This window comes from Acuticoccus sediminis (assembly GCF_003258595.1).
Lineage (GTDB): Bacteria > Pseudomonadota > Alphaproteobacteria > Rhizobiales > Amorphaceae > Acuticoccus > Acuticoccus sediminis.
Map to the genome: position 1 here is coordinate 36,396 of NZ_QHHQ01000013.1, position 21,485 is coordinate 57,880.

General features: G+C 65.9%; 21 protein-coding genes. 18 read left to right on the forward strand and 3 right to left on the reverse strand.

The genetic code is table 11. The features are described 5' to 3' along the window. Positions 1-11 precede the first annotated feature (11 nt). The 16 genes from DLJ53_RS32475 (at position 12) to DLJ53_RS32550 (ending at position 15,489) form a co-directional block, all read left to right on the forward strand. A complete protein-coding gene (locus DLJ53_RS32475) occupies positions 12-359 on the forward strand; it encodes a DUF736 domain-containing protein (RefSeq protein WP_111352488.1) in 348 nt (115 codons plus the stop codon). 3 nt (positions 360-362) lie between these two features. Beyond that, the gene (locus tag DLJ53_RS32480; protein WP_111352489.1) at positions 363-1,127 is read left to right on the forward strand and encodes a lytic transglycosylase domain-containing protein; all 765 of its coding nucleotides are present in this window, start codon (positions 363-365) and stop codon (positions 1,125-1,127) included. Between the two features lie 244 nt (positions 1,128-1,371). Further along, on the forward strand, positions 1,372-3,111 hold the full coding sequence (locus tag DLJ53_RS32485; RefSeq protein ID WP_111352490.1) for a relaxase/mobilization nuclease domain-containing protein: 1,740 nt from the start codon (positions 1,372-1,374) through the stop codon (positions 3,109-3,111). A 21-nt stretch (positions 3,112-3,132) separates the two neighbouring features. Further along, on the forward strand, positions 3,133-5,118 hold the full coding sequence (locus DLJ53_RS32490) for a conjugal transfer protein TraG (RefSeq protein ID WP_111352491.1): 1,986 nt from the start codon (positions 3,133-3,135) through the stop codon (positions 5,116-5,118). Between the two features lie 10 nt (positions 5,119-5,128). Beyond that, on the forward strand, positions 5,129-5,563 hold the full coding sequence (locus DLJ53_RS32495) for a CopG family transcriptional regulator (RefSeq protein ID WP_111352492.1): 435 nt from the start codon (positions 5,129-5,131) through the stop codon (positions 5,561-5,563). Positions 5,564-5,780: 217 nt separating this feature from the next. Then, positions 5,781-6,716: a P-type conjugative transfer ATPase TrbB gene (trbB, locus tag DLJ53_RS32500; RefSeq protein WP_425320982.1), complete on the forward strand. Its 936-nt coding sequence runs from the start codon at positions 5,781-5,783 to the stop codon at positions 6,714-6,716. Continuing rightward, complete coding sequence (locus tag DLJ53_RS32505) at positions 6,713-7,045, forward strand: TrbC/VirB2 family type IV secretion system protein (RefSeq protein ID WP_111352494.1); 333 nt, start codon at positions 6,713-6,715, stop codon at positions 7,043-7,045. Before trbB ends, DLJ53_RS32505 begins: the two co-directional genes overlap by 4 nt. Further along, positions 7,045-7,326 carry a VirB3 family type IV secretion system protein gene (locus tag DLJ53_RS32510; RefSeq protein ID WP_048649014.1) on the forward strand — a complete coding sequence of 94 codons (282 nt, stop codon included), beginning with the start codon at positions 7,045-7,047 and terminating at the stop codon, positions 7,324-7,326. The genes DLJ53_RS32505 and DLJ53_RS32510 overlap by 1 nt, the downstream gene beginning before the upstream one ends. A gap of 12 nt (positions 7,327-7,338) precedes the next feature. After that, complete coding sequence (gene trbE / locus DLJ53_RS32515; RefSeq protein ID WP_111352495.1) at positions 7,339-9,795, forward strand: conjugal transfer protein TrbE; 2,457 nt, start codon at positions 7,339-7,341, stop codon at positions 9,793-9,795. Next, a complete protein-coding gene (gene trbJ / locus DLJ53_RS32520) occupies positions 9,792-10,565 on the forward strand; it encodes a P-type conjugative transfer protein TrbJ (protein ID WP_111352496.1) in 774 nt (257 codons plus the stop codon). Before trbE ends, trbJ begins: the two co-directional genes overlap by 4 nt. Before the next feature lie 10 nt (positions 10,566-10,575). Then, on the forward strand, positions 10,576-10,938 hold the full coding sequence (trbK-alt, locus tag DLJ53_RS32525; RefSeq protein WP_111352497.1) for a putative entry exclusion protein TrbK-alt: 363 nt from the start codon (positions 10,576-10,578) through the stop codon (positions 10,936-10,938). A 4-nt stretch (positions 10,939-10,942) separates the two neighbouring features. Next, positions 10,943-12,307 carry a P-type conjugative transfer protein TrbL gene (gene trbL / locus DLJ53_RS32530; protein WP_111352498.1) on the forward strand — a complete coding sequence of 455 codons (1,365 nt, stop codon included), beginning with the start codon at positions 10,943-10,945 and terminating at the stop codon, positions 12,305-12,307. After that, positions 12,307-12,990: a conjugal transfer protein TrbF gene (gene trbF / locus DLJ53_RS32535; RefSeq protein WP_106773537.1), complete on the forward strand. Its 684-nt coding sequence runs from the start codon at positions 12,307-12,309 to the stop codon at positions 12,988-12,990. Before trbL ends, trbF begins: the two co-directional genes overlap by 1 nt. Next, complete coding sequence (gene trbG / locus DLJ53_RS32540; RefSeq protein WP_111352499.1) at positions 12,987-14,036, forward strand: P-type conjugative transfer protein TrbG; 1,050 nt, start codon at positions 12,987-12,989, stop codon at positions 14,034-14,036. Before trbF ends, trbG begins: the two co-directional genes overlap by 4 nt. Continuing rightward, positions 14,033-15,259 (forward strand): TraB/TrbI/VirB10 family type IV secretion system protein, encoded by a 1,227-nt coding sequence (locus DLJ53_RS32545; protein WP_111352500.1) that lies wholly within the window; start codon positions 14,033-14,035, stop codon positions 15,257-15,259. The genes trbG and DLJ53_RS32545 overlap by 4 nt, the downstream gene beginning before the upstream one ends. Next, the gene (locus tag DLJ53_RS32550; RefSeq protein WP_111352521.1) at positions 15,259-15,489 is read left to right on the forward strand and encodes a DUF2274 domain-containing protein; all 231 of its coding nucleotides are present in this window, start codon (positions 15,259-15,261) and stop codon (positions 15,487-15,489) included. The genes DLJ53_RS32545 and DLJ53_RS32550 overlap by 1 nt, the downstream gene beginning before the upstream one ends. Before the next feature lie 18 nt (positions 15,490-15,507). Here the strand turns inward: DLJ53_RS32550 and DLJ53_RS32555 are convergent, their stop codons facing one another. The 3 genes from DLJ53_RS32555 to DLJ53_RS32565 all read right to left on the reverse strand — a co-directional run bounded on the left by DLJ53_RS32555 (position 15,508) and on the right by DLJ53_RS32565 (position 18,648). Next, positions 15,508-16,449: a LysR family transcriptional regulator gene (locus DLJ53_RS32555; protein WP_202913477.1), complete on the reverse strand. Its 942-nt coding sequence runs from the start codon at positions 16,447-16,449 to the stop codon at positions 15,508-15,510. Positions 16,450-16,624: 175 nt separating this feature from the next. Beyond that, positions 16,625-17,452 carry an alpha/beta fold hydrolase gene (locus DLJ53_RS32560; RefSeq protein ID WP_111352502.1) on the reverse strand — a complete coding sequence of 276 codons (828 nt, stop codon included), beginning with the start codon at positions 17,450-17,452 and terminating at the stop codon, positions 16,625-16,627. Between the two features lie 257 nt (positions 17,453-17,709). After that, the gene (locus tag DLJ53_RS32565) at positions 17,710-18,648 is read right to left on the reverse strand and encodes an alpha/beta hydrolase (RefSeq protein WP_202913478.1); all 939 of its coding nucleotides are present in this window, start codon (positions 18,646-18,648) and stop codon (positions 17,710-17,712) included. A gap of 357 nt (positions 18,649-19,005) precedes the next feature. On the opposite strand from DLJ53_RS32565, the gene DLJ53_RS32570 reads away from it, so the two are divergent. Beyond that, positions 19,006-20,403: an MFS transporter gene (locus DLJ53_RS32570; protein WP_162409778.1), complete on the forward strand. Its 1,398-nt coding sequence runs from the start codon at positions 19,006-19,008 to the stop codon at positions 20,401-20,403. Positions 20,404-20,608: 205 nt separating this feature from the next. Then, a complete protein-coding gene (locus DLJ53_RS32575; RefSeq protein WP_111352504.1) occupies positions 20,609-21,478 on the forward strand; it encodes an NAD(P)-dependent oxidoreductase in 870 nt (289 codons plus the stop codon). Positions 21,479-21,485: the final 7 nt, after the last annotated feature.

Genomic DNA, 21,485 nt, shown 5'->3' on the forward strand with positions numbered 1-21,485 from the left:
GGAGGCTACCCATGTCCCTGATCGGTCAATTCACGCGCGACGACGGCGGCTTCATCGGCCACCTGGAAACGCTCCTGCTGCACCAGGACATTATCATCATTCCGGCCGAACCGTCCGACGCCGAGAATGCGCCGGATTTCCGCGTCCACGTCTTCGATGGGATGACGAACCAACCACGAGCCGAGCTCGGCGCGGGCTGGAAGCGCACCGGCGAGAAGGCCGGCGAGTACGTCGCGCTGCAGCTCGACGATCCATGCTTTCCGCAGCCGATCCGCGCCAACCTCTCCCAGTCGGCCGACGACAAATCGACCTGGGGCCTGCACTGGAACCGTCCGCCCAAGCGCGGCGAGCGGGACTGAGCGATGCCGGCCCGCCGCATTCGCGCTGCCGCCGGACGGTTCATCACCGTCCGGCATGCAGCCCTCCTTCTCCTTTCCGGCCTGGCTCTCGCGATGCCGCTCGCCGCCCGCGCCCAGACGCAGGATGCACCGGCCGGACGCACAACTGCCGCCGATCCCTATGCGAGCCACATCGCAGAGGCGGCGCGGCGGTTCGGCATTCCCGAAGCGTGGATTCGTGCCGTCATGCGCGTTGAAAGCGCAGGCGATGTGCGCGCGATCTCATCCGCCGGCGCCATGGGCCTGATGCAGATCATGCCCGCGACCTGGTCGGAGCTGCGCACCCGACACGGTCTTGGCAATGATCCCTATGACCCCCGCGACAACATCCTGGCAGGCGCTGCCTATCTGCGCGAGATGCACGACCGCTACGGCTCGCCGGGGTTTCTGGCGGCCTACAATGCCGGTCCTGGCCGTTATGAGGAATTTCGCGCGACCGGCCGCCCGTTGCCGGCCGAGACACGCGCCTATGTCGCCGCTCTCGCGCCGACCATCGGCGGCGGCGATTTCGCTGCCCCCGTCACGGTAGCGACCGCCGATCCGCTCGCCTGGACCCGTGCGCCGCTCTTCATCGTGCAAGCCGCCAGCAGTGCGGCTGAAGATCGGCGGCCGCGTGACGACGCGCCGGCCGCGCCGTCGTCGCAACCTGCCCAGCGCGATTTCGCACCAGCCGATCCGCAGACTAGCGGCCTGTTTGCCATTCGAACCGCCAGTGCGGGGCCGCAATGAGGTGCTTCCCATCGTATGCGGCGATATCGGGCTCTGGCGTAGGTTTGGCCGGCGAGCGGGAAAGCGCAGGCACCACAACCGCACGATGGCAGGATAAAGGGCCGCGATGTGCGGCCTTGTGCGGTTGTGGTTTTTCAAGGGGTTATGGCGCCTTTGCGCGATGCGCGCCTGATCGGCGCAGCCTGCGCGCGCGGCGCTTTCCTAACGATTTCCTCAGCTTTGCGCGATGTGCGGGGCTGCGGCCATGAGCGCCGAGGACGATTTCCGCATCCGGCCAGGCCGCATCCGTTCGACGCGCGCCCAGCAAGTCAGGCCCTTCATCGCGCAGGCGCTTGCGGCCGCGCAGAAGGCCGGCGGCGCAGTGTCCCGGCAAGGAAGGATCGGGCCGGGCAACCGCTCGCGCTTCGGCCGCGGCCAGCGCGCGGCGGTGCAGGCCAACCGGCTGCTGACCGCCCGCTCGCGCGGCGCTGTCGTCAAGGCGCGGGTCGTGCGCCAGGGTGGACGCAACGCGCCGCTCGGCACCCACCTCAATTATCTGCGCCGCGAGGGCGTGACCCGGGATGGAGAGAAGGCCCGGCTATTCGGCCCCGGCGGGGATGACGCCGATCCCAAGGCGTTCGCGGAGCGGTGCGAGGATGACCGCCACCATTTCCGTTTCATCGTCTCTCCCGACGACGCGGTGGAGATGGCCGACCTCAAGGGCTTCACCCGCGAGCTGGTCGGGCAGATGGAGAAGGATCTCGGCACCCGGCTCGATTGGGTCGCTGTCGTTCACTGGAACACCGAGCATCCCCATGTCCATCTGATTTTGCGCGGCGTTGGCGACGACGGCGAGAACCTCGTCATCTCGCGCGACTACATCAAGGAGGGCATGCGCGACCGCGCGCGGGATCTGATCACGCAGGAGCTGGGGCCGCGTACCGATCAGGACATCCGTCGCACCATCGAGCGCCAGATCGAGTCCGAGCGCTGGACCAATCTCGATCGTCAGCTCGCGCGAGACGCCTACAGGACCGGCGTCGTCGACCTCGCCCCGCATCCCGATCGACAGCCCGATGAATTCCACGCCCTCAAAGTCGGGCGGCTGCGCAAGCTCGAAGGCCTCGGCCTCGCCGACGAGATCGGTCCCGGCCAATGGACGATCTCGGAGAAGGCGGAGGCGACGCTGCGCGAGCTCGGCGAGCGCGGCGACATCATCAAGCGCATGCACCGCGCGCTGACCGATCGCGGCATCGAGCGCGGCGCAGCAAGCTATGTCATCGCCGGGGAAAGCCTGAACGACCCCGTCGTCGGTCGGCTGGTGACGCGAGGCCTCGACGACGAGCTCAAGGGCACGGCCTATGCCGTGGTCGACGGGGTCGACGGCCGCACGCATCACATCAAGCTTCCCGACCTCGAGGCCGCCGGTGACAGCGCGCCGGGTTCGATCGTCGAGCTGCGCAAGTTCGACGATGCGCGGGGGCAGCGGCGCGTCGCGCTTGCCGTCCGCTCGGATCTCGACATCTCCGCACAGGTTACCGCGACCGGCGCGACCTGGCTCGACCGGCAGGCGATCGCCCGCGAGCCGGTGGCGCTTGGCGGTGGCGGGTTCGGCACTGAAGTGCGCGACGCGATGGACCGCCGCGCGGAACATCTGATTGAGCAGCGCCTGGCTGAGCGCCACGGCCGCAGCGTCATCTTCTCCCGCAATCTCATCGACACGCTGCGCCAGCGTGAGGTCGAAGCGCTCGGCGCGAAGCTCGCGGCCGAGACCGGACGCCCGTTCGCCAAGGCGGGGACCGGGGAATATGTCGCCGGCGCCTATCGGCAGCGCATCGCCCTCGCGTCAGGCCGCTTTGCCATGATCGACGACGGCCTCGGCTTCCAGCTCGTGCCCTGGTCGCCGTCTCTCGAAAAGCACCTTGGCCAGCAAGTCTCTGGCGTCGCCCGTGGCGATGGCGGCGTCGACTGGAGCTTCGGCCGCAAGCGCGGTCTCGGCCTCTAATCTCGTAGAAAGGACCCTTGCATGTCGGCGACGAAAATCCTCTGGGGCCAGATCCTCACCGTCTTCATGATCGTACTCTTCACGACCTGGGCGGCCACGCAATGGACCGCGTGGCGTCTCGGCTTTCAGGCGCAGCTCGGGCCCGCATGGTTCGATCTGGCCGGATGGCCGATCTACTATCCGTGGTCCTTCTTCCCGTGGTGGTATTTCTATGACGCCTATGCGCCGCCGATCTTCGTCGAGGGCGCCTATATCGCCGCGTCGGGCGGTTTCATCTCGATCTCAGTCGCCATCGGCATGTCGGTCTGGCGCGCGCGTGAAGCGAAGAATGTCGAGACCTATGGTTCAGCACGATGGGCGCGTGATGAGGAAGTGAAAGCAGCCGGCCTGCTCGGGCCGGACGGCGTCGTGCTCGGCAAGCTCGACCGCAACTATCTTCGCCATGACGGCCCCGAGCATGTGCTGTGCTTCGCGCCGACCCGCTCCGGCAAGGGCGTGGGCCTCGTCGTGCCCTCGCTGTTGACCTGGCCGGGCTCGGCGATCGTCCATGACATCAAGGGCGAGAACTGGACGCTGACGGCAGGCTTCCGATCACGACACGGGCGCGTGCTGCTGTTCGATCCGACCAATCCGAAGTCGGCCGCCTATAATCCGCTGCTCGAGGTGCGCCGCGGCGAATGGGAGGTCCGCGACGTTCAGAACATCGCCGACATCCTGGTCGATCCGGAAGGATCGCTCGAAAAGCGCAACCACTGGGAAAAAACCAGCCACGCGCTGCTGGTCGGCGCGATCCTCCATGTCCTCTACGCCGAGGCCGACAAGACGCTCGCCGGCGTCGCCGCCTTCCTCTCTGATCCCAAGCGGCCAATCGAGTCGACGCTGGCGGCGATGATGAAGACCGCGCATCTCGGCGAAGCTGGTCCGCATCCCGTCATCGCCAGCGCCGCGCGGGAGCTGCTGAACAAATCGGACAACGAGCGCAGTGGCGTGCTCTCGACTGCGATGTCGTTCCTCGGTCTCTATCGCGATCCCGTCGTCGCAGAGGTGACCCGGCGCTGCGACTGGCGCATCGCCGATATCGTCGGGGGCAAGCGGCCGACCACGCTTTACCTCGTGGTGCCGCCGTCGGACATCAACCGGACCAAGCCGCTGATCCGCCTGATCCTCAATCAGGTCGGCCGGCGTCTCACCGAGGACCTGCAGGCGAAGGGCGGCCGGCATCGACTACTGCTCATGCTGGACGAGTTTCCGGCGCTCGGGCGTCTCGACTTTTTCGAATCTGCGCTCGCGTTCATGGCGGGCTACGGCCTGAAGAGCTTCCTGATCGCTCAGTCGCTCAACCAGATCGAAAAGGCGTATGGGCCCAACAACTCAATCCTCGACAACTGCCATGTCCGCGTCAGCTTCGCGACCAACGACGAGCGGACGGCTAAGCGCGTGTCGGACGCGCTCGGCACCGCGACCGAGATGCGCGCAATGAAAAACTATGCCGGCCACCGGCTCTCGCCATGGCTCGGCCACATGATGGTGTCGCGCTCGGAGACGGCCAGGCAGTTGCTCACGCCCGGCGAGATCATGCAGCTCCCGCCCTCTGACGAGATCGTCATGGTCGCCGGCACGCCGCCGATCCGGGCCAAGAAGGCCCGATACTACGAGGATCGCCGGTTTCAGGAACGGGTGCTGCCGCCGCCCACCATAACGAAGCCGGATGTGGTCTCGACCGACGACTGGAGCAAACTGGCATTGCCGCCGTCGCCAGATATCCTGACAACGGCGACGGGAGGTAATCCGGACGAGGAGGACACGACCGATTCCGAGCGCCGCCGCCAGCCCGAGCTGAGCCGCGTGCAGCGGATCGCCAAAGTGGCGCCGATCGAGAACGAGTTCGAGATCGACCCGGCGGACGATGCCGATGACGACGCGGCGCGCGTCAGCCGCATGAACCAGAACATGCGGCAGGTCGCGCGCCAGGCTTCGCTCGACCCGGGCGACGGCATCGAGCTTTAGGAGAGCCGCGATGACGAAATCCCCGAAGAAGCAGCGTCTCTCCGTCTATCTCGAGCCCGAGGTCATGAAAGCTCTCGCTGCGCACGCGGCTCGGCGTGGCCACTCGCTGTCACTGATCGCAGAGGCAGGCATTGCATCCTTCCTGTCGCCCGACGCTGCGGAACGTCAGGAGGCGGCGATCACCAAGCGGCTCGATCAGATCGACCGGCGCATGAGCCGCGTGGAGCGCGACGTCGGCATCTCCGTCGAGACGCTGGCGATCTTCGTCCGCTTCTGGCTGACCACAACGCCTGCGCTTCCCGAGCCTGCCGCTCAGGCCGCTCGCGCCAAGGCCGGCGAGCGGTACGAGGCGTTCATCGCGGCTCTGGGTCGCCGACTCGCGAGCGGCCCGAAGCTCAGGCAGGAGATTTCGGAAGACATCGATCCCGCGCGCGACGCGGAATAATCGTCGGCAAGGGTATCGCAAGTATAGAGAGGTTCCGCCGTTTCCCTGTCTTTGTACGCCACAGTACGACGACCACATTTCGGTTGTTGTCACGCCCTGATTTCTGCCTCTTCTACTCATCCCCGATCCAGGGCCGCACTTCGCGGGCCCGCACGAGAACGGGGACGACGTGGCGGCCACTCACCAGAAATCGGAGGCAATCCTTCGCGGCGCACGCATGCTGCGCACGGCCCTCGGGCCGGCGATCGCCCAATTTCTGGAAGATCCCGCGATCGTCGAGGTGATGCTCAACCCCGATGGGCGGCTCTGGATCGACCGCCTGTCCGAGGGACTATCCGACACGGGTGAGAGGCTGTCGCCGGCCGATGGCGAGCGCATCGTTCGCCTCGTCGCGCACCATGTCGGCGCCGAAGTTCATCCAGGCAGCCCCCGCGTCTCTGCCGAGTTGCCGGAAACGGGAGAGCGGTTCGAGGGCCTTCTGCCCCCCGTCGTCGCCGCGCCGGCCTTCGCGATCCGCAAGCCTGCGGTCGCTGTGTTCACGCTCGACGACTATGTCGCGGCCGGCATCATGGCGGACGACCAAGCTGAAGCACTGCGGGTCGCCGTCGCCGAGCGCCGCAATATCCTGGTCGCCGGGGGCACCTCGACTGGCAAGACCACGCTCACCAACGCGCTCCTCGCCGAGGTGTCAAAGACGTCCGACCGCGTGGTGCTGATCGAGGACACACGCGAGCTGCAATGCGCGGCCCCGAACCTCGTCGCCATGCGCACGAAGGACGGCGTCGTCTCGCTCTCCGATCTCGTGCGCTCCTCGCTGCGCCTGCGCCCCGACCGCATCCCGATCGGCGAGGTGCGCGGCGCCGAAGCGCTCGATCTGCTCAAGGCCTGGGGCACCGGACATCCCGGCGGCATCGGCACCATTCACGCCGGCACCGCCATCGGCGCGCTCCGCCGCCTCGAGCAACTCATCCAGGAAGCTGTCGTCACCGTTCCGCGCGCCCTCATCGCCGAGACGATCGATCTAGTTGCAGTGCTCTCCGGCCGCGGCGCCTCGCGCCGCCTCGCCGAACTTGCCCGCGTCGAAGGGCTCGGCCCCGACGGCGATTACCGTGTCCTGCCCGCCACCCAGCCCCCCACAGGAGATCCGTCATGATCCAGCATGCCATGCGTATTCGCCGTCACGTAGCGACGGCGGCCTCCGTCACCTTCCTCACCTTGGCGCTCGCGCCCGCCGCCCACGCGTCCGGTTCGTCCATGCCGTGGGAAGCGCCGCTGCAATCGATCCTCGAGTCCATCGAGGGGCCCGTCGCCAAGATCGTCGCGGTGATCATCATCATTGTGACTGGCCTCACGCTCGCCTTCGGCGACACCTCGGGCGGCTTCCGGCGCCTGATCCAAATCGTCTTCGGCCTGTCGATCGCCTTCGCCGCGTCCAGCTTCTTCCTGTCGTTCTTCTCGTTCGGCGGCGGAGCGCTAGTCTGATGGCGACGTCGGCCGAGACGGCGAGCGAAGTGCCGGGCTTTTCGGTCCCTGTCCATCGCGCGCTGACCGAACACATCCTGCTCGGCGGTGCGCCTCGCTCGATCGCCATCCTGAATGGGACGCTGGCGGCGGCGCTCGGGCTCGGCCTTCGCCTCTGGCTCGTTGGAATTGGCCTCTGGGCGATCGGCCACTTCGCCGCCGTCTGGGCCGCCAAGCGCGATCCGCAGTTCGTCGATGTGGTGCGCCGGCATCTGCGCATCCCCGGTCATCTGTCGGTTTGAAGGCGCGCGGCCATGATGAACCTTGCCGAATATCGCAACCGCAACATCCGGCTCGCCGACTTCCTCCCCTGGGTCGCACTGGTCGGCGAAGGCGTCGTCCTCAACAAGGACGGGAGTCTGCAGCGGAGCGCGCGGTTTCGCGGCCCCGATCTCGACAGCGCCGTGCCGGCCGAGCTGATCGCGGTCGCCGGACGGCTCAACAACGCCTTCCGGCGCCTCGGCTCAGGCTGGGCGATCTTCGTGGAGGCGCAGCGGCACGGCGCCGCTACCTATCCCGCCAGCATGTTCGCCGACAGCGCCTCCGCGCTGGTCGACGCCGAACGCAAAGCGGGCTTTGAGGAAGCCGGAGCGCACTTCGAGTCCAGCTACTTCCTGACCTTCCTCTACCTGCCCCCAGCCGAGGATGCCGCCCGCGCCGAGACTTGGCTCTATGAGGGCCGCGATCACGCCGGCGTCGACGCCCACGAGATCCTGCGCGGCTTCGTGGATCGCACCGATCGCATCCTCCAGCTTATCGACGCCTTCATGCCGGAATGCGCCTGGCTCGATGACGGCGAGACGCTGACCTATTTGCATTCGGCGGTCTCGACAAAGCGGCATCGCGTCCGCGTGCCCGAGACGCCGATCTATCTCGATGCTTTGCTCGCCGATCAGCCTCTCACCGGCGGTCTCGATCCGCGCCTTGGCGACACGCATCTGCGCATCCTCACCATTGTCGGCTTTCCGAGCGCGACAACGCCCGGCATCCTCGACGAACTGAACCGGTTGGCCTTTCCCTACCGTTGGTCGACACGAGCCGTTCTCCTCGACAAGACCGACGCCACCAAGCTGCTGGCCAAAATCCGGCGGCAATGGTTTGCCAAGCGCAAGTCCATCGCGGCCATCCTGAAGGAGGTGATGACCAACGAGGCGTCTGTGCTGGTCGACACCGACGCCGCGAACAAGGCGGCCGATGCAGACATGGCGCTACAGGAGCTCGGCGCGGACTATGCCGGCCAAGCCTATGTGACGGCGACGATCACCGTCTGGGACGAGGATCCGCGTATCGCGGCAGAGAAGCTGCGCCTCGTCGAAAAGGTCATCCAGGGCCGCGACTTCACCGCTATGCCCGAGACCATCAACGCCGTCGACGCCTGGCTCGGCAGCCTCCCCGGGCACGCTTATGCCAATGTCCGGCAGCCGCCCATCAACACGCTCAATCTCGCCCACATGATCCCGCTGTCGGCGGTATGGGCGGGACCGGAACGGGACGAGCACTTCGCAGCACCACCACTGCTGTTCGGCAAGACCGAAGGATCGACCCCGTTCCGGCTTTCCATCCACGTCGGCGACGTCGGCCACACGCTGATTGTCGGACCGACCGGCGCCGGCAAGTCCGTGCTGCTGGCGCTTATGGCGCTGCAGTTTCGCCGCTACGAGCGGTCTCAGGTCTTCGCCTTCGATTTCGGTGGGTCGATCCGGGCCGCGGCGCTCGCAATGCGCGGCGATTGGCACGACCTCGGCGGCGGGCTCACCGAAGGCGCCGATGACTGCGTGTCGCTGCAGCCGCTTGCCCGGATCGACGGTGTCGCGGAACGCGCCTGGGCGGCTGACTGGCTCACTGCCATGCTGGGACGCGAGAGCGTGGCGATCACGCCCGAGGTGAAGGAGCATCTCTGGTCGGCGCTTTCGTCGCTCGCCTCCGCGCCGATCGGCGAGCGCACACTGACGGGCCTGTCGGTGTTGCTGCAGTCAAACGACCTCAAGCAGGCGCTTCGGCCCTACTGCGTCGGTGGCCCTTACGGTCGCCTGCTCGACGCCGAAGCCGAACATCTCGGGCGGGCCTCGGTCCAGGCGTTCGAGACCGAGGGACTGATCGGCACCGGGGCCGCTGCTGCGGTCCTCGCCTATCTCTTTCACCGCATCGAGGATCGTCTCGACGGCCGGCCGACACTGCTGATCGTCGACGAAGGCTGGCTCGCCCTCGATGACGAGGGCTTTGCGGGGCAGCTCCGCGAATGGCTCAAGACGCTGCGCAAGAAGAACGCCAGCGTCATCTTCGCCACCCAGTCACTGTCGGACATCGACGGCTCCGCCATCGCGCCCGCCATTATAGAGAGCTGCCAGACACGCATCCTGCTGCCGAACGAACGCGCGATCGAGCCTCAGATCACCGCGATCTATCGCCGCTTCGGGTTGAACGACCGGCAGATCGAGATCCTCGCCCGGGCCATGCCCAAGCGCGACTATTACTGCCAGTCGCGGCGCGGCAATCGCCTGTTCGAGCTGGGCCTTTCGGATGTCGCCTTGGCGCTCTGCGCCGCCTCTTCGAAACAGCATCAGGCCCTCATCGGCGAGGTGCATGCCCGTAGCGGCACCGACGGCTTTCTCGCCGAATGGCTTGCTGAAAACCGCCTCGGCTGGGCCGCTGATCTCATCGCCGATCTCACCAACGTCATCCCCCAAGCCGATCCGGAGGCACGCCCATGACCCGTTCCATTCATTCCCGCTCGCGCGCCATGCGCGTCGCCGCAATTCTCCTCGCCGCGCCGATGGCGCTGTCGCCGATCGTCAGCAGCCCGGCCGCGGCGCAATGGATCGTCTACGATCCGACCAACTTTGCGCAGAACGTCCTGACGGCGGCCCGCACGCTTCAGCAGATCAACAACCAGATCACCTCGCTTCAGAACGAGGCGACCATGCTGATCAACCAGGCGCGCAACCTAGCGAGCCTGCCGTATTCGTCGCTCCAGCAGCTTCAGCAGTCGGTGCAGCGCACCCAGCAGCTACTGCAACAGGCGCAGCGCATCGCCTACGATGTCCAGAACATCGATCAAGCGTTCCAGACCACCTACGGCAACGCCTCGATGTCCGCCTCCGATCAGGCGCTCGTGGCGCAGGCGCGCGAGCGTTGGCAGAACACTGTCGGCGGACTGCAGGATGCCATGCGCGTCCAGGCCGGTGTCGTCGGCAACATCGACACCAACCGCGCCGAGATGTCATCGCTGATCGGCCGGAGTCAGGGAGCGACGGGCGCGCTACAGGCGACGCAGGCCGGCAACCAGCTCCTCGCGCTTCAAGCGCAGCAGCTTGCCGACCTCACCGCCGTCGTCGCGTCGAATGGCCGGGCCCAGGCGCTCTCCGAGGCGGAGCGCGCCGCGGCTGCCGAACAGGGTCGCGAGCAGCGCCGCCGCTTCCTCACGCCCGGCTCCGGCTATCAGGCGGGGAACGCCCGCATGTTCCCGAATAGCGGCAACTGAGGGCGCAGCCATGGACGGCAAGATGCTCGCCCGAGTCGGCGCCGTGGTGTTCGTCGCGGTGGCCGTCACCGCAACGGCGATTGAGATGAGCCGCAAAGAGGAGCCGATGGAGAGCTGGGCTTCGTCACGGCCGAACACGTCTCCGTCCGACCCCTTGCGCGACGAGTTGTTCCGCTGCCAGGCCCTCGGAGAAGCCGGCCCGCGTGACGCGGCTTGCCTGCGGGCCTGGGCCGAAAACCGCAACCGCTTCCTCGCGCCGGGCGCTCGGCCGGCAGAGCGGCTGCCGGAAGCGGCGCCCGCTCCACGTCCGCCAGCGGACGCGGCTGTTCCGACCCAACCGGCGCCGGTGTCGCCGCCGACCGAGACGCGGTAGCGTCATGGGCAACACCGGCGTCATCGACCACTTCCTCGAAGTCTTCACCCGCTACATCGATTCCGGCTTCGGCCTGCTGAGCGGCGAAGTCGCCTTCATCGCCGCGACGCTGATCGTCATCGATGTCACGCTGGCGGCGCTGTTCTGGTCCTGGGGCGGCGATGACGACATCTTCGCCCGCCTGGTGAAGAAGACGCTGTTCGTCGGCGTGTTCGCCTACATCATCGGCAACTGGGACAACCTCGCGCGCATCGTCTTCGAGAGCTTCGCCGGATTGGGCCTCAAGGCCAGCGGCACGGGCTTTACGACCGCCGATCTTCTGCGGCCCGGCAAGGTGGCGCAGACCGGCCTCGATGCCGGGCGGCCGCTTCTGGAATCCATCTCCGGCCTGATGGGCTACTGGTCGTTCTTCGAGAACTTCATCCAGATCGCCTGCATGTTCCTCGCCTGGGCGCTGGTGTTGCTCGCCTTCTTCATCCTCGCTATCCAGCTCTTCGTTACGCTCATCGAGTTCAAGCTGACGACCCTCGCCGGCTTCGTGCTTATTCCGTTCGGCCTGTTCGGCAAGTCCGCCTTCATGGCCGAACGCGTGCTCGGCAACGTCATCTCGTCCGGCATCAAAGTGCTGGTGCTAGCCGTCATCATCGGCATCGGCTCCACCCTGTTCTCCGAGTTCACGGCTGGCTTCGGCGGCGCAACACCCTCGATCGACGAGGCGATGGCCATCGTCTTGGCCGCGCTGTCACTCCTCGGCCTCGGGATCTTCGGCCCCGGCATCGCCAGCGGCATCGTCTCAGGCGGCCCGCAGCTCAGCGCTGGCGCGGCGGTGGGCACGGGACTCGCAGCCGGTGGCATGATTGCCGCCGGAGCCGGCGCGGTCGGCGCCGTCGCATCCGGGGGCGCGGCGCTTGCCGGGGGCGCCGCAGCCGCGGCCCGAGGCGGCGCCGCGATGGCGGGCGGCGCATCCACGGCCTACAGCCTCGGCGCAGCCGGCCAGTCTGGCGTCAGCGGCGTCGCGTCAGGCCTTGGTGCCGTCGCCCAGGCCGGCGGCAGCGCAGCCGTCTCGCCCCTGCGCCGCGCCGCCTCACGCGCCGCCGAGAGCATGCGCTCGAGCTTCAATGCCGGCGGCAAGGCCGTGTTCGAAGCGACTGGCGGCTCCTCGACGATGGGTTCGGTCGGTGGCGACGCGGCCGGCGACGGAAGCGGCTCGGCCGCCCCGGCAGCCGCGGACGGACCGCCCGCATGGGCACAGCGCATGCGCCGCTCCCAACGCATGACCCACGCCGTCCAGGCGACCGCCCACGCCGTGCGCTCCGGTGACGCCCATGGCGGCGGCTCCTCCGTCAATCTCTCCGAAGGCGACCGCTGATGTTCAAACGACCCTCCACCCACTATGGCAAAGCCCCCGAACCTGAGACGCCCTATCAGCGCGCCGCGCAGGTCTGGGACGAGCGCATCGGCGCCTCGCGCGTCCAGGCGAAGAACTGGCGGCTGATGGCCTTCGGTTCGCTGATCCTCTCCGCCGGTTTCGCCACTGCGCTGGTCTGGCAGTCGGCACGCGGCACGATCGTCCCCTGGGTGGTGCAGGTCGACCGGCTTGGCCAGGCCCAGGCCGTGGCGCCGGCTGTTGCGGACTATCGTCCGACTGACCCGCAAATCGCCTTCCACCTGGCGCGCTTCATCGAGCAGGTCCGCTCGATCCCGGCCGACGCCATCATCGTGCGGCAGAATTGGCTGCGCGCCTACGACTTCACGACCGACCGCGGCGCGGCTGCGCTCAACGACTACGCGCGGGCCAACGACCCGTTCACCAAGGTGGGTCGCCAGCAGGTCGCGGTGGAAGTCTCGAGCGTCATCCGCGCGTCTCCGGACAGCTTCCGTGTCGCCTGGGTCGAGCGCCGTTACGAGAACGGCCAACTCGCCACGACCGAGCGCTGGACCGCGATCCTGACGATCGTCGTGCAGGTCCCGCGCAACGCCGATCGGCTCAGGGCGAACCCGCTCGGCATCTACGTCAACGCCATCAACTGGTCACGGGAGCTTGGGCAATGAAGCCGTCTTTCCGTAAAGCCGGAAACCCGGCTTCACACATTTCCGCAGTCCCGGCTTTGCGCCGAGGCGCATTGCCGCTTCTGATGTTGGCGACGTCCGCCTTGGCCGGCTGCGCCACCAGCACTCCGCCGCCCGAAATCTCTTACGATACCGCCGCGCCCGCCGTGCAGACTGTCGACCCACCGCCGCCAGTCACCGTGGTCGAGATCCCGCGACCGCTTCCGCTGCCTGGGCAGATGCAACGCGTCGAACCGTCTCGAACGACACCGGAGCCGACCGATCCGACCGCCCGGGTCAACCAGGCCAACGCCGCTGCGCGCATACAGCCCGTGCGCAACGGCTTCATCAACTCGATGCAGGTCTACCCATTCACTCAGGGCGCACTCTATCAGGTCTACACCGCGGTCGGGCAGATCACGGACATCGCATTGCAGCCGGGCGAGCAGTTGGTCGGCTCGGGTCCGGTCGCCGCCGGCGACACAGTCCGCTGGATCATCGGCGACACGCAGAGCGGCGCCGGGCCGACGCTTCAGGTCCATATCCTGGTGAAGCCGACCCGGCCGGACCTGATGACCAATCTCGTCATCAACACCAACCTGCGCACCTATCACATGGAGCTGCGCTCGACCGAGCGGACCTATATGGCCTCGGTCTCCTGGCAGTATCCGCAAGACCAGCTCATCGCGCTGCGCCGCCAGAACCAACAGGCTGAGGCCGCGCAGCCGGTCGCATCCGGCGTCGACCTCGCCAACGTCAACTTCCGCTACGCGATCGATGGCGACCGCGCGCCTTGGCGGCCGCTGCGCGCCTTCGACGACGGCCGCCAGGTCTTCATCGAATTCCCACGCGGTATTGGCCAGGGCGAGATGCCGCCACTGTTCGTTGTCGGTCCGGAGGGTAACACCTCGGAGCTGGTGAACTACCGGGTGCGCGGCCATCACATGATCGTCGATCGGCTCTTCGCCGCCGCCGAGTTGCGGTACGGCTCCGGCGATCGGCAGAAGCGCGTCCGCATCGTGCGTACCGATGGGAGGCCGGCATCGTGAGCGAGACAGAGCCCCGGAAAGAGGAAGGGCCGGACGAGGAGGCTCGGCCGTTGACCGGCGAGCCCGTCGGTCCCGCGCCGATGCGGCTGCGCGCCGAACCTCCGCGCGTCACCCGACTGTCGCGAAAGGTGCTGGCGGGTCTCGGCCTGGTCGCCAGCGTCGGGATCGGCGGTGCGCTCATCTATGCCCTTCAGACCCGCGATGGCGGCCGGTCGAACGAGGAGCTCTACTCGACCGAGAACCGCTCGACAGCCGATGGCATCGCCGGTTTGCCACGCGATTATAGCGGCGTGCCCCAGCTCGGTCCGCCGCTCCCCGGGGACCTCGGACGCCCAATTCTTGGAGCGCAGAATCGCGGCCAGCCCGTGCCGACGCCAGGCATGGCCGCCCCGAATCCCGGCCTCAGCCCGGAAGAGCAGCGCCGCATCCAGGAGCTTGAATCCGCCCGCACAGCCAGGCTCTTCGCCTCCACCGAAACGCGAACGTCTGCCGCGACGCCGTCCCAGGCGACGCCCGGCGCGCCGCCGATGCCCGATCTCACCAGCCTGGGACTGGCTCCGCCACCCACGACACCGACAGCGCAGGACCGGCAGAATGCCTTCCTCAATGCCGCCGCCGATCGGCGTACCGTCGCGCCCGATCGCGTCGCGGCGCCGGCGTCGCCTAATATCCTGCAGGCCGGGGCCGTGATCTCCGCCGCGCTGATCACAGCGATTAGATCCGGCCTCCCCGGCCAGATCACCGCCCAGGTGACCGAAAATATCTACGACAGCCCTACCGGACGGATCCTCCTCGTGCCGCAGGGCACACGCGTTATCGGCCAATACGACAACAACGTGCAGTTCGGGCAAAGCCGCGTGCTACTTGTCTGGAACCGGCTGATCTTTCCGAACGGCAGGTCGATCGTTCTCGAGCGCCAGCCGGGCGCAGACGCCGAGGGCTATGCAGGCTTGCAGGATGGCGTGGACTACCACTGGTGGGATCTCGCCAAGGCAGCCGGCCTTTCAACGCTGCTCAGCGTCGGCGCCGAACTCGCGACCAACGACGATGATCGCCTGATCCAGGCGATCCGCAACGGCGGACAAGACACGATAAACGATGCTGGACAACAGATCGTGCGTCGCCAGCTCAACATCGCGCCCACCCTCACGATCCGCCCCGGCTTCCCGGTTCGCGTGATCGTCACCCGGGATTTGGTGCTCGAACCATACGGAGGAGCATGATGGCTAAGCTCAAACTCGGGGCTTTCGCCGACGACAAACCAGTCAGGGTTACAGTTGAGTTGTCTGGATCTTTGCACCGTGATCTGGTCGCTTACGCCGAAGTATTTGCGCAGGAAACCGGGCAACCTGTGGCCGATCCCGCGAAGCTCATCGCCCCCATGATCCAACGCTTCATTGCCACCGACCGTGGTTTTTCTCAAGCCAGACGGCGATCTACCAGTCCCGAATGATCTACAGCACTCGATCAATCAGTCGCCGCACTTTTTTCCTGTTGTTGATCGGCGCGCTTGATTGAGGCTCATCTCAACCAGATGCTTGAGCGCCGGATTCTGATTTGATGCGGACCAAACCACACTGGATGATACTTTATCTTCGCTGCTGATAATCGGCAGGAATCGAATGTTTGGATATGTAATGCCCAATGTCGAATCGGTCGTCAAAGTGATTCCGAAGCCACGGTCAACCATGTTGAGTAGGTTCTCTCGCCCCACGCGCTGAACAGAGATTTTCGGATGAAACGCAGGTCCGGACAACTGCCGGACCAGATAGTCCTCTATCTCGGGTCCCGCTGCGTCGGCAGTCACGAGAAATGTCTCGTGCCTAATGTCGTCCCAAGTTGCCGCTGCCAGAGCGGCAATAGGATGAGCATAAGGGACTGCGACAAATATTTTCTCATCCCACAGCTTCTCAGCCCTGCAGCCAGGTAGCTTTGGATCGCCGGGCATAAATGCGGCATCGAGCCGTCCGTTAAGCACGGCGCAGGCACTCGCTTGAGACGTCACCTCTTCGATTTTGATATCAACTGCGGGGAACCGGCTATGGAAAGCACCCAACAGTTCTGCAAGAAACCCGCTTGCCAATGATGCCATGATTCCGATGCAAATCTTGCCAGAATGACCGCGTTTGACGAGAGCAAGACCGTTCACGGCTTGATGAAGATGATCAGCACCGACCGCGGCGTCCCTTAAAAAGCGTTCGCCTGCCAGTGTGACGCGAGCTCCTGATCGGCCGCGCTCAAAAAGGGGAATTCCGATACGGTGTTCGAGCAGTTGGATACGTCTACTGACGGTGGATTGAGGAACATTGAGCATTTCTGCGGTACGGCGGAAGCTTCCGTGCTCAGCAGCGAGCATTGCGTATTTAAGATAACGCAGATCAAGAGCGATATCTGGCATCCTGATTGCTTTCATCAAGGGATCGACCGCGCCGCCGCAAAGCAGCCAAGCTATTCACTGTGCCAGTACCTGCCGATGAACCGAAACAACGTGGCCTTTCCTTCGTACCAGCGCGGCGATCTTCTGGTTCTAGCTCGACGCGCTTTCCCATTTGCGAAACATGCTTGGCTACTGCTGGCGCTCTCCCCGCCTACGATTTGGCGAAGGCGAGCAGGTCGGGATTGATGACGTCGCCTTGCGTCGTCAGCATGCCGTGCGGAAAACCCGGGTAGGTCTTCAGCTTCGCACCCCTGATGAGCTTGACCGACAAAGGCCCTGAATTGGCCAGGGGAACGACCTGGTCGTCTTCACCATGGAGCACGAGCGTCGGCACGGTGATGGCCTGGAGATCTTTGGTGAAGTCGGTTTCTGAGAAGGCTTTGATCCCCTGGTAGTGGGCGACAGCGCCCCCATTCATGCCTTGGCGCCACCAGTTCTCGATCACACCCAGCAGCGGCTTCGCCCCCGGCCTGTTGAAGCCGAAGAACGGGCCAGAGGCGAACCCGTGGAAGAACTCAGCTCGGTTCGCGGCGAGGGGCGCACGCAGGCCATCGAACATGTCGATTGGAATGCCCCCGGGGTTGGCGGCCGTCTTGAGCATCAACGGCGGTACGGCGCTGACGAGAACGGCTTTGGCGATCCGCTCAGGGTGACGAGCGGCATAGCGCGCCACCTCGCCGCCGCCCGTTGAATGGCCAATGTGAATGGCGTTGCGCAGGTTCAGGTGCGACGTCAGAGCGGCCACGTCGGCGACGTAGTGGTCCATGTCGTGCCCGTCCGACACCTGGCTGGAGCGCCCATGGCCGCGTCGGTCGTGGGCGATCACCCGATAACCTTTCTGGAGGAAGAAGAGCATCTGCCCGTCCCAGTCATCGCCACTTAGTGGCCAGCCGTGATGGAAAACCACGGGCTGGGCATTCTTGGGACCCCAGTCTTTGTAAAAGATCTCGACGCCTTCCGGAGTGGTCACAAAGGCCATGTCTGCACCTGAGGAAGAGGTCGGCGCGGCCGCGGCCGGCGCCGATCTGATTAACTGCGCAACGACGGCAAGGCCGAGAGCCGTATCGCCGACCGATAAGTTCGATGCCACGTTGAAAACAGGTTGTCGAAGAGATTGCTAGGCAGAGATGACCGCTTGGCGAAGCCGGTCTGAGGTAATGACCGCTGATAGCCCGAGTATGATCGGCAGGCCGCCAGCCCCGACCGAGTTGGGGCCGATATGGCTGTTCTGAGATGCTATGGCGCGAAGGCCTTCAGGAACGCTTCGGCCTTAGCATTCGCCGCCTCGGCCAGCTGTCCCGTAAGACAGTTGAAGCCATGAACACCGCCCGGGTAGACCGCCAGTTCAGAGGGGTTGCCGGCAGCCTGCCAACGCATGTGCATGAAGAGGCTGTCGTCGAGAAGCGGGTCAAGCGTGCCCACACTGAATAGCGCCGGCGGGAGGTCCCGAAGATCCGCGTAAAGGGGAGACAACGCCGGGTGATCAGGATCGGCCCCGCCGCTGAATGCCGCGATGAACCGCTCAGTCCCGGCGCGGTCGATGACGGGCGTTTCGGCCGCCATCCGAAGACTCGGCGTGAGCCCGAGATCGAAACAGCCGTACATCAGATTGGCGGCTTTGAAGGGCTTGCCCAGACCGGCGTCACGCAAGCGGAGCAAGGTCAGGGCAGCCAGGTGCGCGCCTGCGGACTCGCCGCCAATGAGCAAGCATGACGTCCCAAACTCTCTTTCAGCGTTCTCGACGAGCCACGTTGCTGCCGCCACGCAGTCGTCCCGCGCCGCCGGGAATGGGTGTTCTGGAGCGAGGCGGTAGGCCACACTCATGCAGGCCAAGCCAGCGTTGCGGACGAGGCTCTCAAGCATGTCATCCCACATGTCGTTGGCACCCAGGACCCAGCCGCCGCCGTGGATGTGCAGGTAGATCCCCCGCACGACTTCAGGAACCAACACGCGAACACCGATGTCACCGGCCGCGGTGCTCAGCGTTTGACTTCGAGCGCGAGAGGACTGAGGCGACACCGGGATGCCGGATGCGCCTGTTGCGAACGCGTGGCGGGCGGCATCAAGGCTGTCAGGCTGCGGCGCTGCTGCGATCTGTGCCTTCAGGGCATCGTTGACCTGCCGGGTTTCCTCCGAGATGGCGTCAGGCCCAAAGAGTTCGTGAAGCGAGGGCACATCAGCCTCCAGCCCGGGTGGGAAGAAACCGGCGACCGCGGCGAACCCTTGGCGCCGAGCCCGCCACAACGTTCGGATGGCGCTTCATCGGCAAACTTCGATCGGATGATCTGGGGTAAGCGCGAGGTCACGCCGAATGCGAGCCGGTACGCCGCCTGAAGTTAGGCGAGGGTCCAACAGTGCCGCTACTTATCTGCGGTATCATCCGTCCTTACTGCGCTGCGGGTTCGCCCATCTTGTTTCGCCGCTTAGTGTTCCGACGCGGTGCAATGCCGCTCGCCCCTCCCTTCCTGATTGGCAGGCCCATGGATCCTCGGCATGCGATGCCCGTCTGTAGGTTCTGGCCGGACGTCAGCCATGTCCAGCTCGCCTGATTCTACCCGATCCATGTGGGCGCCGGCCATCATTGTGACGGTGCTTTTGGTGCTATCGAATGCGCCGACTCCGCTCTACGTCTTCTGGCAGGCCCAGCATGGCTTTTCTTCGGCTGTGCTGAGCGCTCTGTTCTCCAGCTATATCATCGGACTGCTGCTTTGCCTGCTCGGGGCACCTTGGCTGGAGGTGCGCATCGGCGGCCGTCTGATGCTACTGGCGTCGCTTGCAGCCGCGATGCTCGCCTGCCTGACGTTCATTGCCGCCCGCACGTTAGAGGCGCTCGTTCTGGCTCGCTTCATTTCAGGCGCCGCGGTCGCGACCGCGCTCACCGTCGGTGTGGAAGCGGTGCTCGACGCCGGCAGGGATAAGGGAGCAAGCGCCGGCTCCCTTGTCGCCTCGGGGGCGGTCAGCCTCGGCGCGGCCCTTGGTCCGCTTCTGGCCGGAAGCGTGGCGTTCGCAATTCCAGAGCCCTCCGCAGCTGTCTTCTTGACCGAGTTGCTCCTTCTGGTCGGCGGGGTTGCGGCCTTCGCTCGCCTTCGGCATCGCGAGCGGCGTGGCCGCCCGGGGCCCGGCGGGTCAGCTCTTCAAGGCTTCTCCGATAAGCGAGTCATCGCGCCGGGCGCCGCCATGTTCGGCGTGAGCCTATCAGCGACCGCCTTCTCCCTGTCGCTCGGCCCCTCCGTTCTTATGCAGTTTGGCGGACAGCCAAGTCCGCTTCTGGCCGGCGCCATGGCGGGCGGGCTGTTCGCCGCGGCGACGCTGGCGCAACTCCCCGGCCGGCGACTGGGCGTTCCCCTCCTCTTCGCCGCAGCGGGAGCCCTCATCGTCTCGTCGATGTGTCTGCTAATCCTGGCGCTGTGGGCCGGTAACGCCGGCCTGGCGGTAGCAAGCGCGCTCCTTGGCGGCTGCGCCTATGGGCTTTCCCAACTGGGTGGACTCAGCTTGATCGCCAGAAACCTTCCGCACGAGCGGCGGACGGCAGCAACGGCCCTGTTCAATATCGGGGGCTACGTGCCGGCAGCAGCGGCGCCGCTGTGTGTAGGCCTGGCGATCGATCAACTGGGCTTCACCCGCGCCGTCCTCGTGTTCGCCGTGTTGCTTGGGATGGCCGCCATCGTCACAACGACGTTCGCCATCGGCGCCGCAAAGCGGCTGGAAGGTCCAAGCCGCGGATTCACCGGACCAGGCCGCGGCCGCGAGGACGCTTCAGGCGCGGAAAACTCTGTTGCCGACACAGCCTGTCGCCCTTCCGACCTTCCGCGACGGGCGCCCGCGCCGGGGGCGGGCTCGCATGCGCCTAGACGCCCGCGCTCCCGGAGGTCGCCGGCGACGCCATTGCAACCCAGGAGCCACCCAGCATGTGCTTCCAGTGCAGCTTGATGCAACGGTACTTCCCAGACCGAGTCGGGCGCGGGGTACACCCTAATGAGACCGGCGGCCAAGGCGGGGATCCAGGATCTGGTGCGCCGCAGCCAGTGATCCCGCCCGCAGTGGCGACGGTCACTGGTGCCGGCGATCCGAGCGCCAACGTGGGTCTCCCCCTCACCTTGGCCGAATTGGCCCCGCCGCAGACAGGAGTCGCGAGATGAGAGTTGGCATCGCCGGTTTCGGCAAAATGGGCGCCGCGATGGCCGAGCGTCTGACGCAAACGGGTGTCGAACTTCGTATCTGGAACCGCGATCTGGACCGCGTACGGACTGCCGGGTTTGCAACGGCCGACACCCCGTCAAGGCTGGCGGCGGACTGTGATCTTGTCATCTCAAGCCTCTTCGATCCGCCGGCGATCCGCGCCGTGTACGAGGGCAACTACGGCCTTTTGGCGAGTGGCGCAGGCGTCCTCTTCGTTGAAATGAGCACCGCGCGGCCGGACGACCAACGTGCTCTGGCAGTCCGCGCGCGAGAGAGCGCCGCAGCATTCATAGAATGCCCGGTCAGCGGAACAACAGGCCCCGCGCGCACAGGACAATTGCTGGGTTTCGCGGGCGGCGAGACGGGAGACGTCGAACGGGCGCGACCAATCCTCGAGCACCTGTGCCGACGTGTGGATCACGTAGGCCCTGTCGGGGCTGGTGCGCTCTTCAAGCTCGCGGTTAATCTTCCACTACTCGCGTTCTGGAAGGCTCTCGGCGAGGCCATGGTTTTGCTAAAGGATCTGGACGCGCCGCCCGAGCGGATCCTCGAAATTTTTTCCCAGACTGCTGGCGCGCCCCCGGTCCTCAAAGTGAAGATGGACGCCATCGCAGCGACCTTCGCTGGAGACGGCTCCATCGAGACGAGTTTTGCGGTCAATGCCATGCGAAAGGACCTTGGGCTCATCCTCGCGGAGGCTCACGACCGCGGCCTATCGTTGCCTCTGGCCGCCACCGTCTTTGCCGGGTTCGACGCGATGGAACAGGCGGGATGGGGCGATCGCGACTGCGCATGGACACCTGCGTGGTGGGTTTCCAAGTCTTAAAGCGCCT

What these genes read in the sequence shown, in the direction of transcription:
- DLJ53_RS32475 (WP_111352488.1), top strand. Translation starts at nt 12, where the DNA reads ATGTCCCTGATCGGTCAATTCACGCGCGACGACGGCGGCTTCATCGGC.
- DLJ53_RS32480 (WP_111352489.1), top strand. Translation starts at nt 363, where the DNA reads ATGCCGGCCCGCCGCATTCGCGCTGCCGCCGGACGGTTCATCACCGTC.
- DLJ53_RS32485 (WP_111352490.1), top strand. Translation starts at nt 1,372, where the DNA reads ATGAGCGCCGAGGACGATTTCCGCATCCGGCCAGGCCGCATCCGTTCG.
- DLJ53_RS32490 (WP_111352491.1), top strand. Translation starts at nt 3,133, where the DNA reads ATGTCGGCGACGAAAATCCTCTGGGGCCAGATCCTCACCGTCTTCATG.
- DLJ53_RS32495 (WP_111352492.1), top strand. Translation starts at nt 5,129, where the DNA reads ATGACGAAATCCCCGAAGAAGCAGCGTCTCTCCGTCTATCTCGAGCCC.
- trbB (WP_425320982.1), top strand. Translation starts at nt 5,781, where the DNA reads ATGCTGCGCACGGCCCTCGGGCCGGCGATCGCCCAATTTCTGGAAGAT.
- DLJ53_RS32505 (WP_111352494.1), top strand. Translation starts at nt 6,713, where the DNA reads ATGATCCAGCATGCCATGCGTATTCGCCGTCACGTAGCGACGGCGGCC.
- DLJ53_RS32510 (WP_048649014.1), top strand. Translation starts at nt 7,045, where the DNA reads ATGGCGACGTCGGCCGAGACGGCGAGCGAAGTGCCGGGCTTTTCGGTC.
- trbE (WP_111352495.1), top strand. Translation starts at nt 7,339, where the DNA reads ATGATGAACCTTGCCGAATATCGCAACCGCAACATCCGGCTCGCCGAC.
- trbJ (WP_111352496.1), top strand. Translation starts at nt 9,792, where the DNA reads ATGACCCGTTCCATTCATTCCCGCTCGCGCGCCATGCGCGTCGCCGCA.
- trbK-alt (WP_111352497.1), top strand. Translation starts at nt 10,576, where the DNA reads ATGGACGGCAAGATGCTCGCCCGAGTCGGCGCCGTGGTGTTCGTCGCG.
- trbL (WP_111352498.1), top strand. Translation starts at nt 10,943, where the DNA reads ATGGGCAACACCGGCGTCATCGACCACTTCCTCGAAGTCTTCACCCGC.
- trbF (WP_106773537.1), top strand. Translation starts at nt 12,307, where the DNA reads ATGTTCAAACGACCCTCCACCCACTATGGCAAAGCCCCCGAACCTGAG.
- trbG (WP_111352499.1), top strand. Translation starts at nt 12,987, where the DNA reads ATGAAGCCGTCTTTCCGTAAAGCCGGAAACCCGGCTTCACACATTTCC.
- DLJ53_RS32550 (WP_111352521.1), top strand. Translation starts at nt 15,259, where the DNA reads ATGGCTAAGCTCAAACTCGGGGCTTTCGCCGACGACAAACCAGTCAGG.
- DLJ53_RS32555 (WP_202913477.1), bottom strand. Translation starts at nt 16,449, where the DNA reads ATGAAAGCAATCAGGATGCCAGATATCGCTCTTGATCTGCGTTATCTT.
- DLJ53_RS32560 (WP_111352502.1), bottom strand. Translation starts at nt 17,452, where the DNA reads ATGGCCTTTGTGACCACTCCGGAAGGCGTCGAGATCTTTTACAAAGAC.
- DLJ53_RS32570 (WP_162409778.1), top strand. Translation starts at nt 19,006, where the DNA reads ATGTCCAGCTCGCCTGATTCTACCCGATCCATGTGGGCGCCGGCCATC.
- DLJ53_RS32575 (WP_111352504.1), top strand. Translation starts at nt 20,609, where the DNA reads ATGAGAGTTGGCATCGCCGGTTTCGGCAAAATGGGCGCCGCGATGGCC.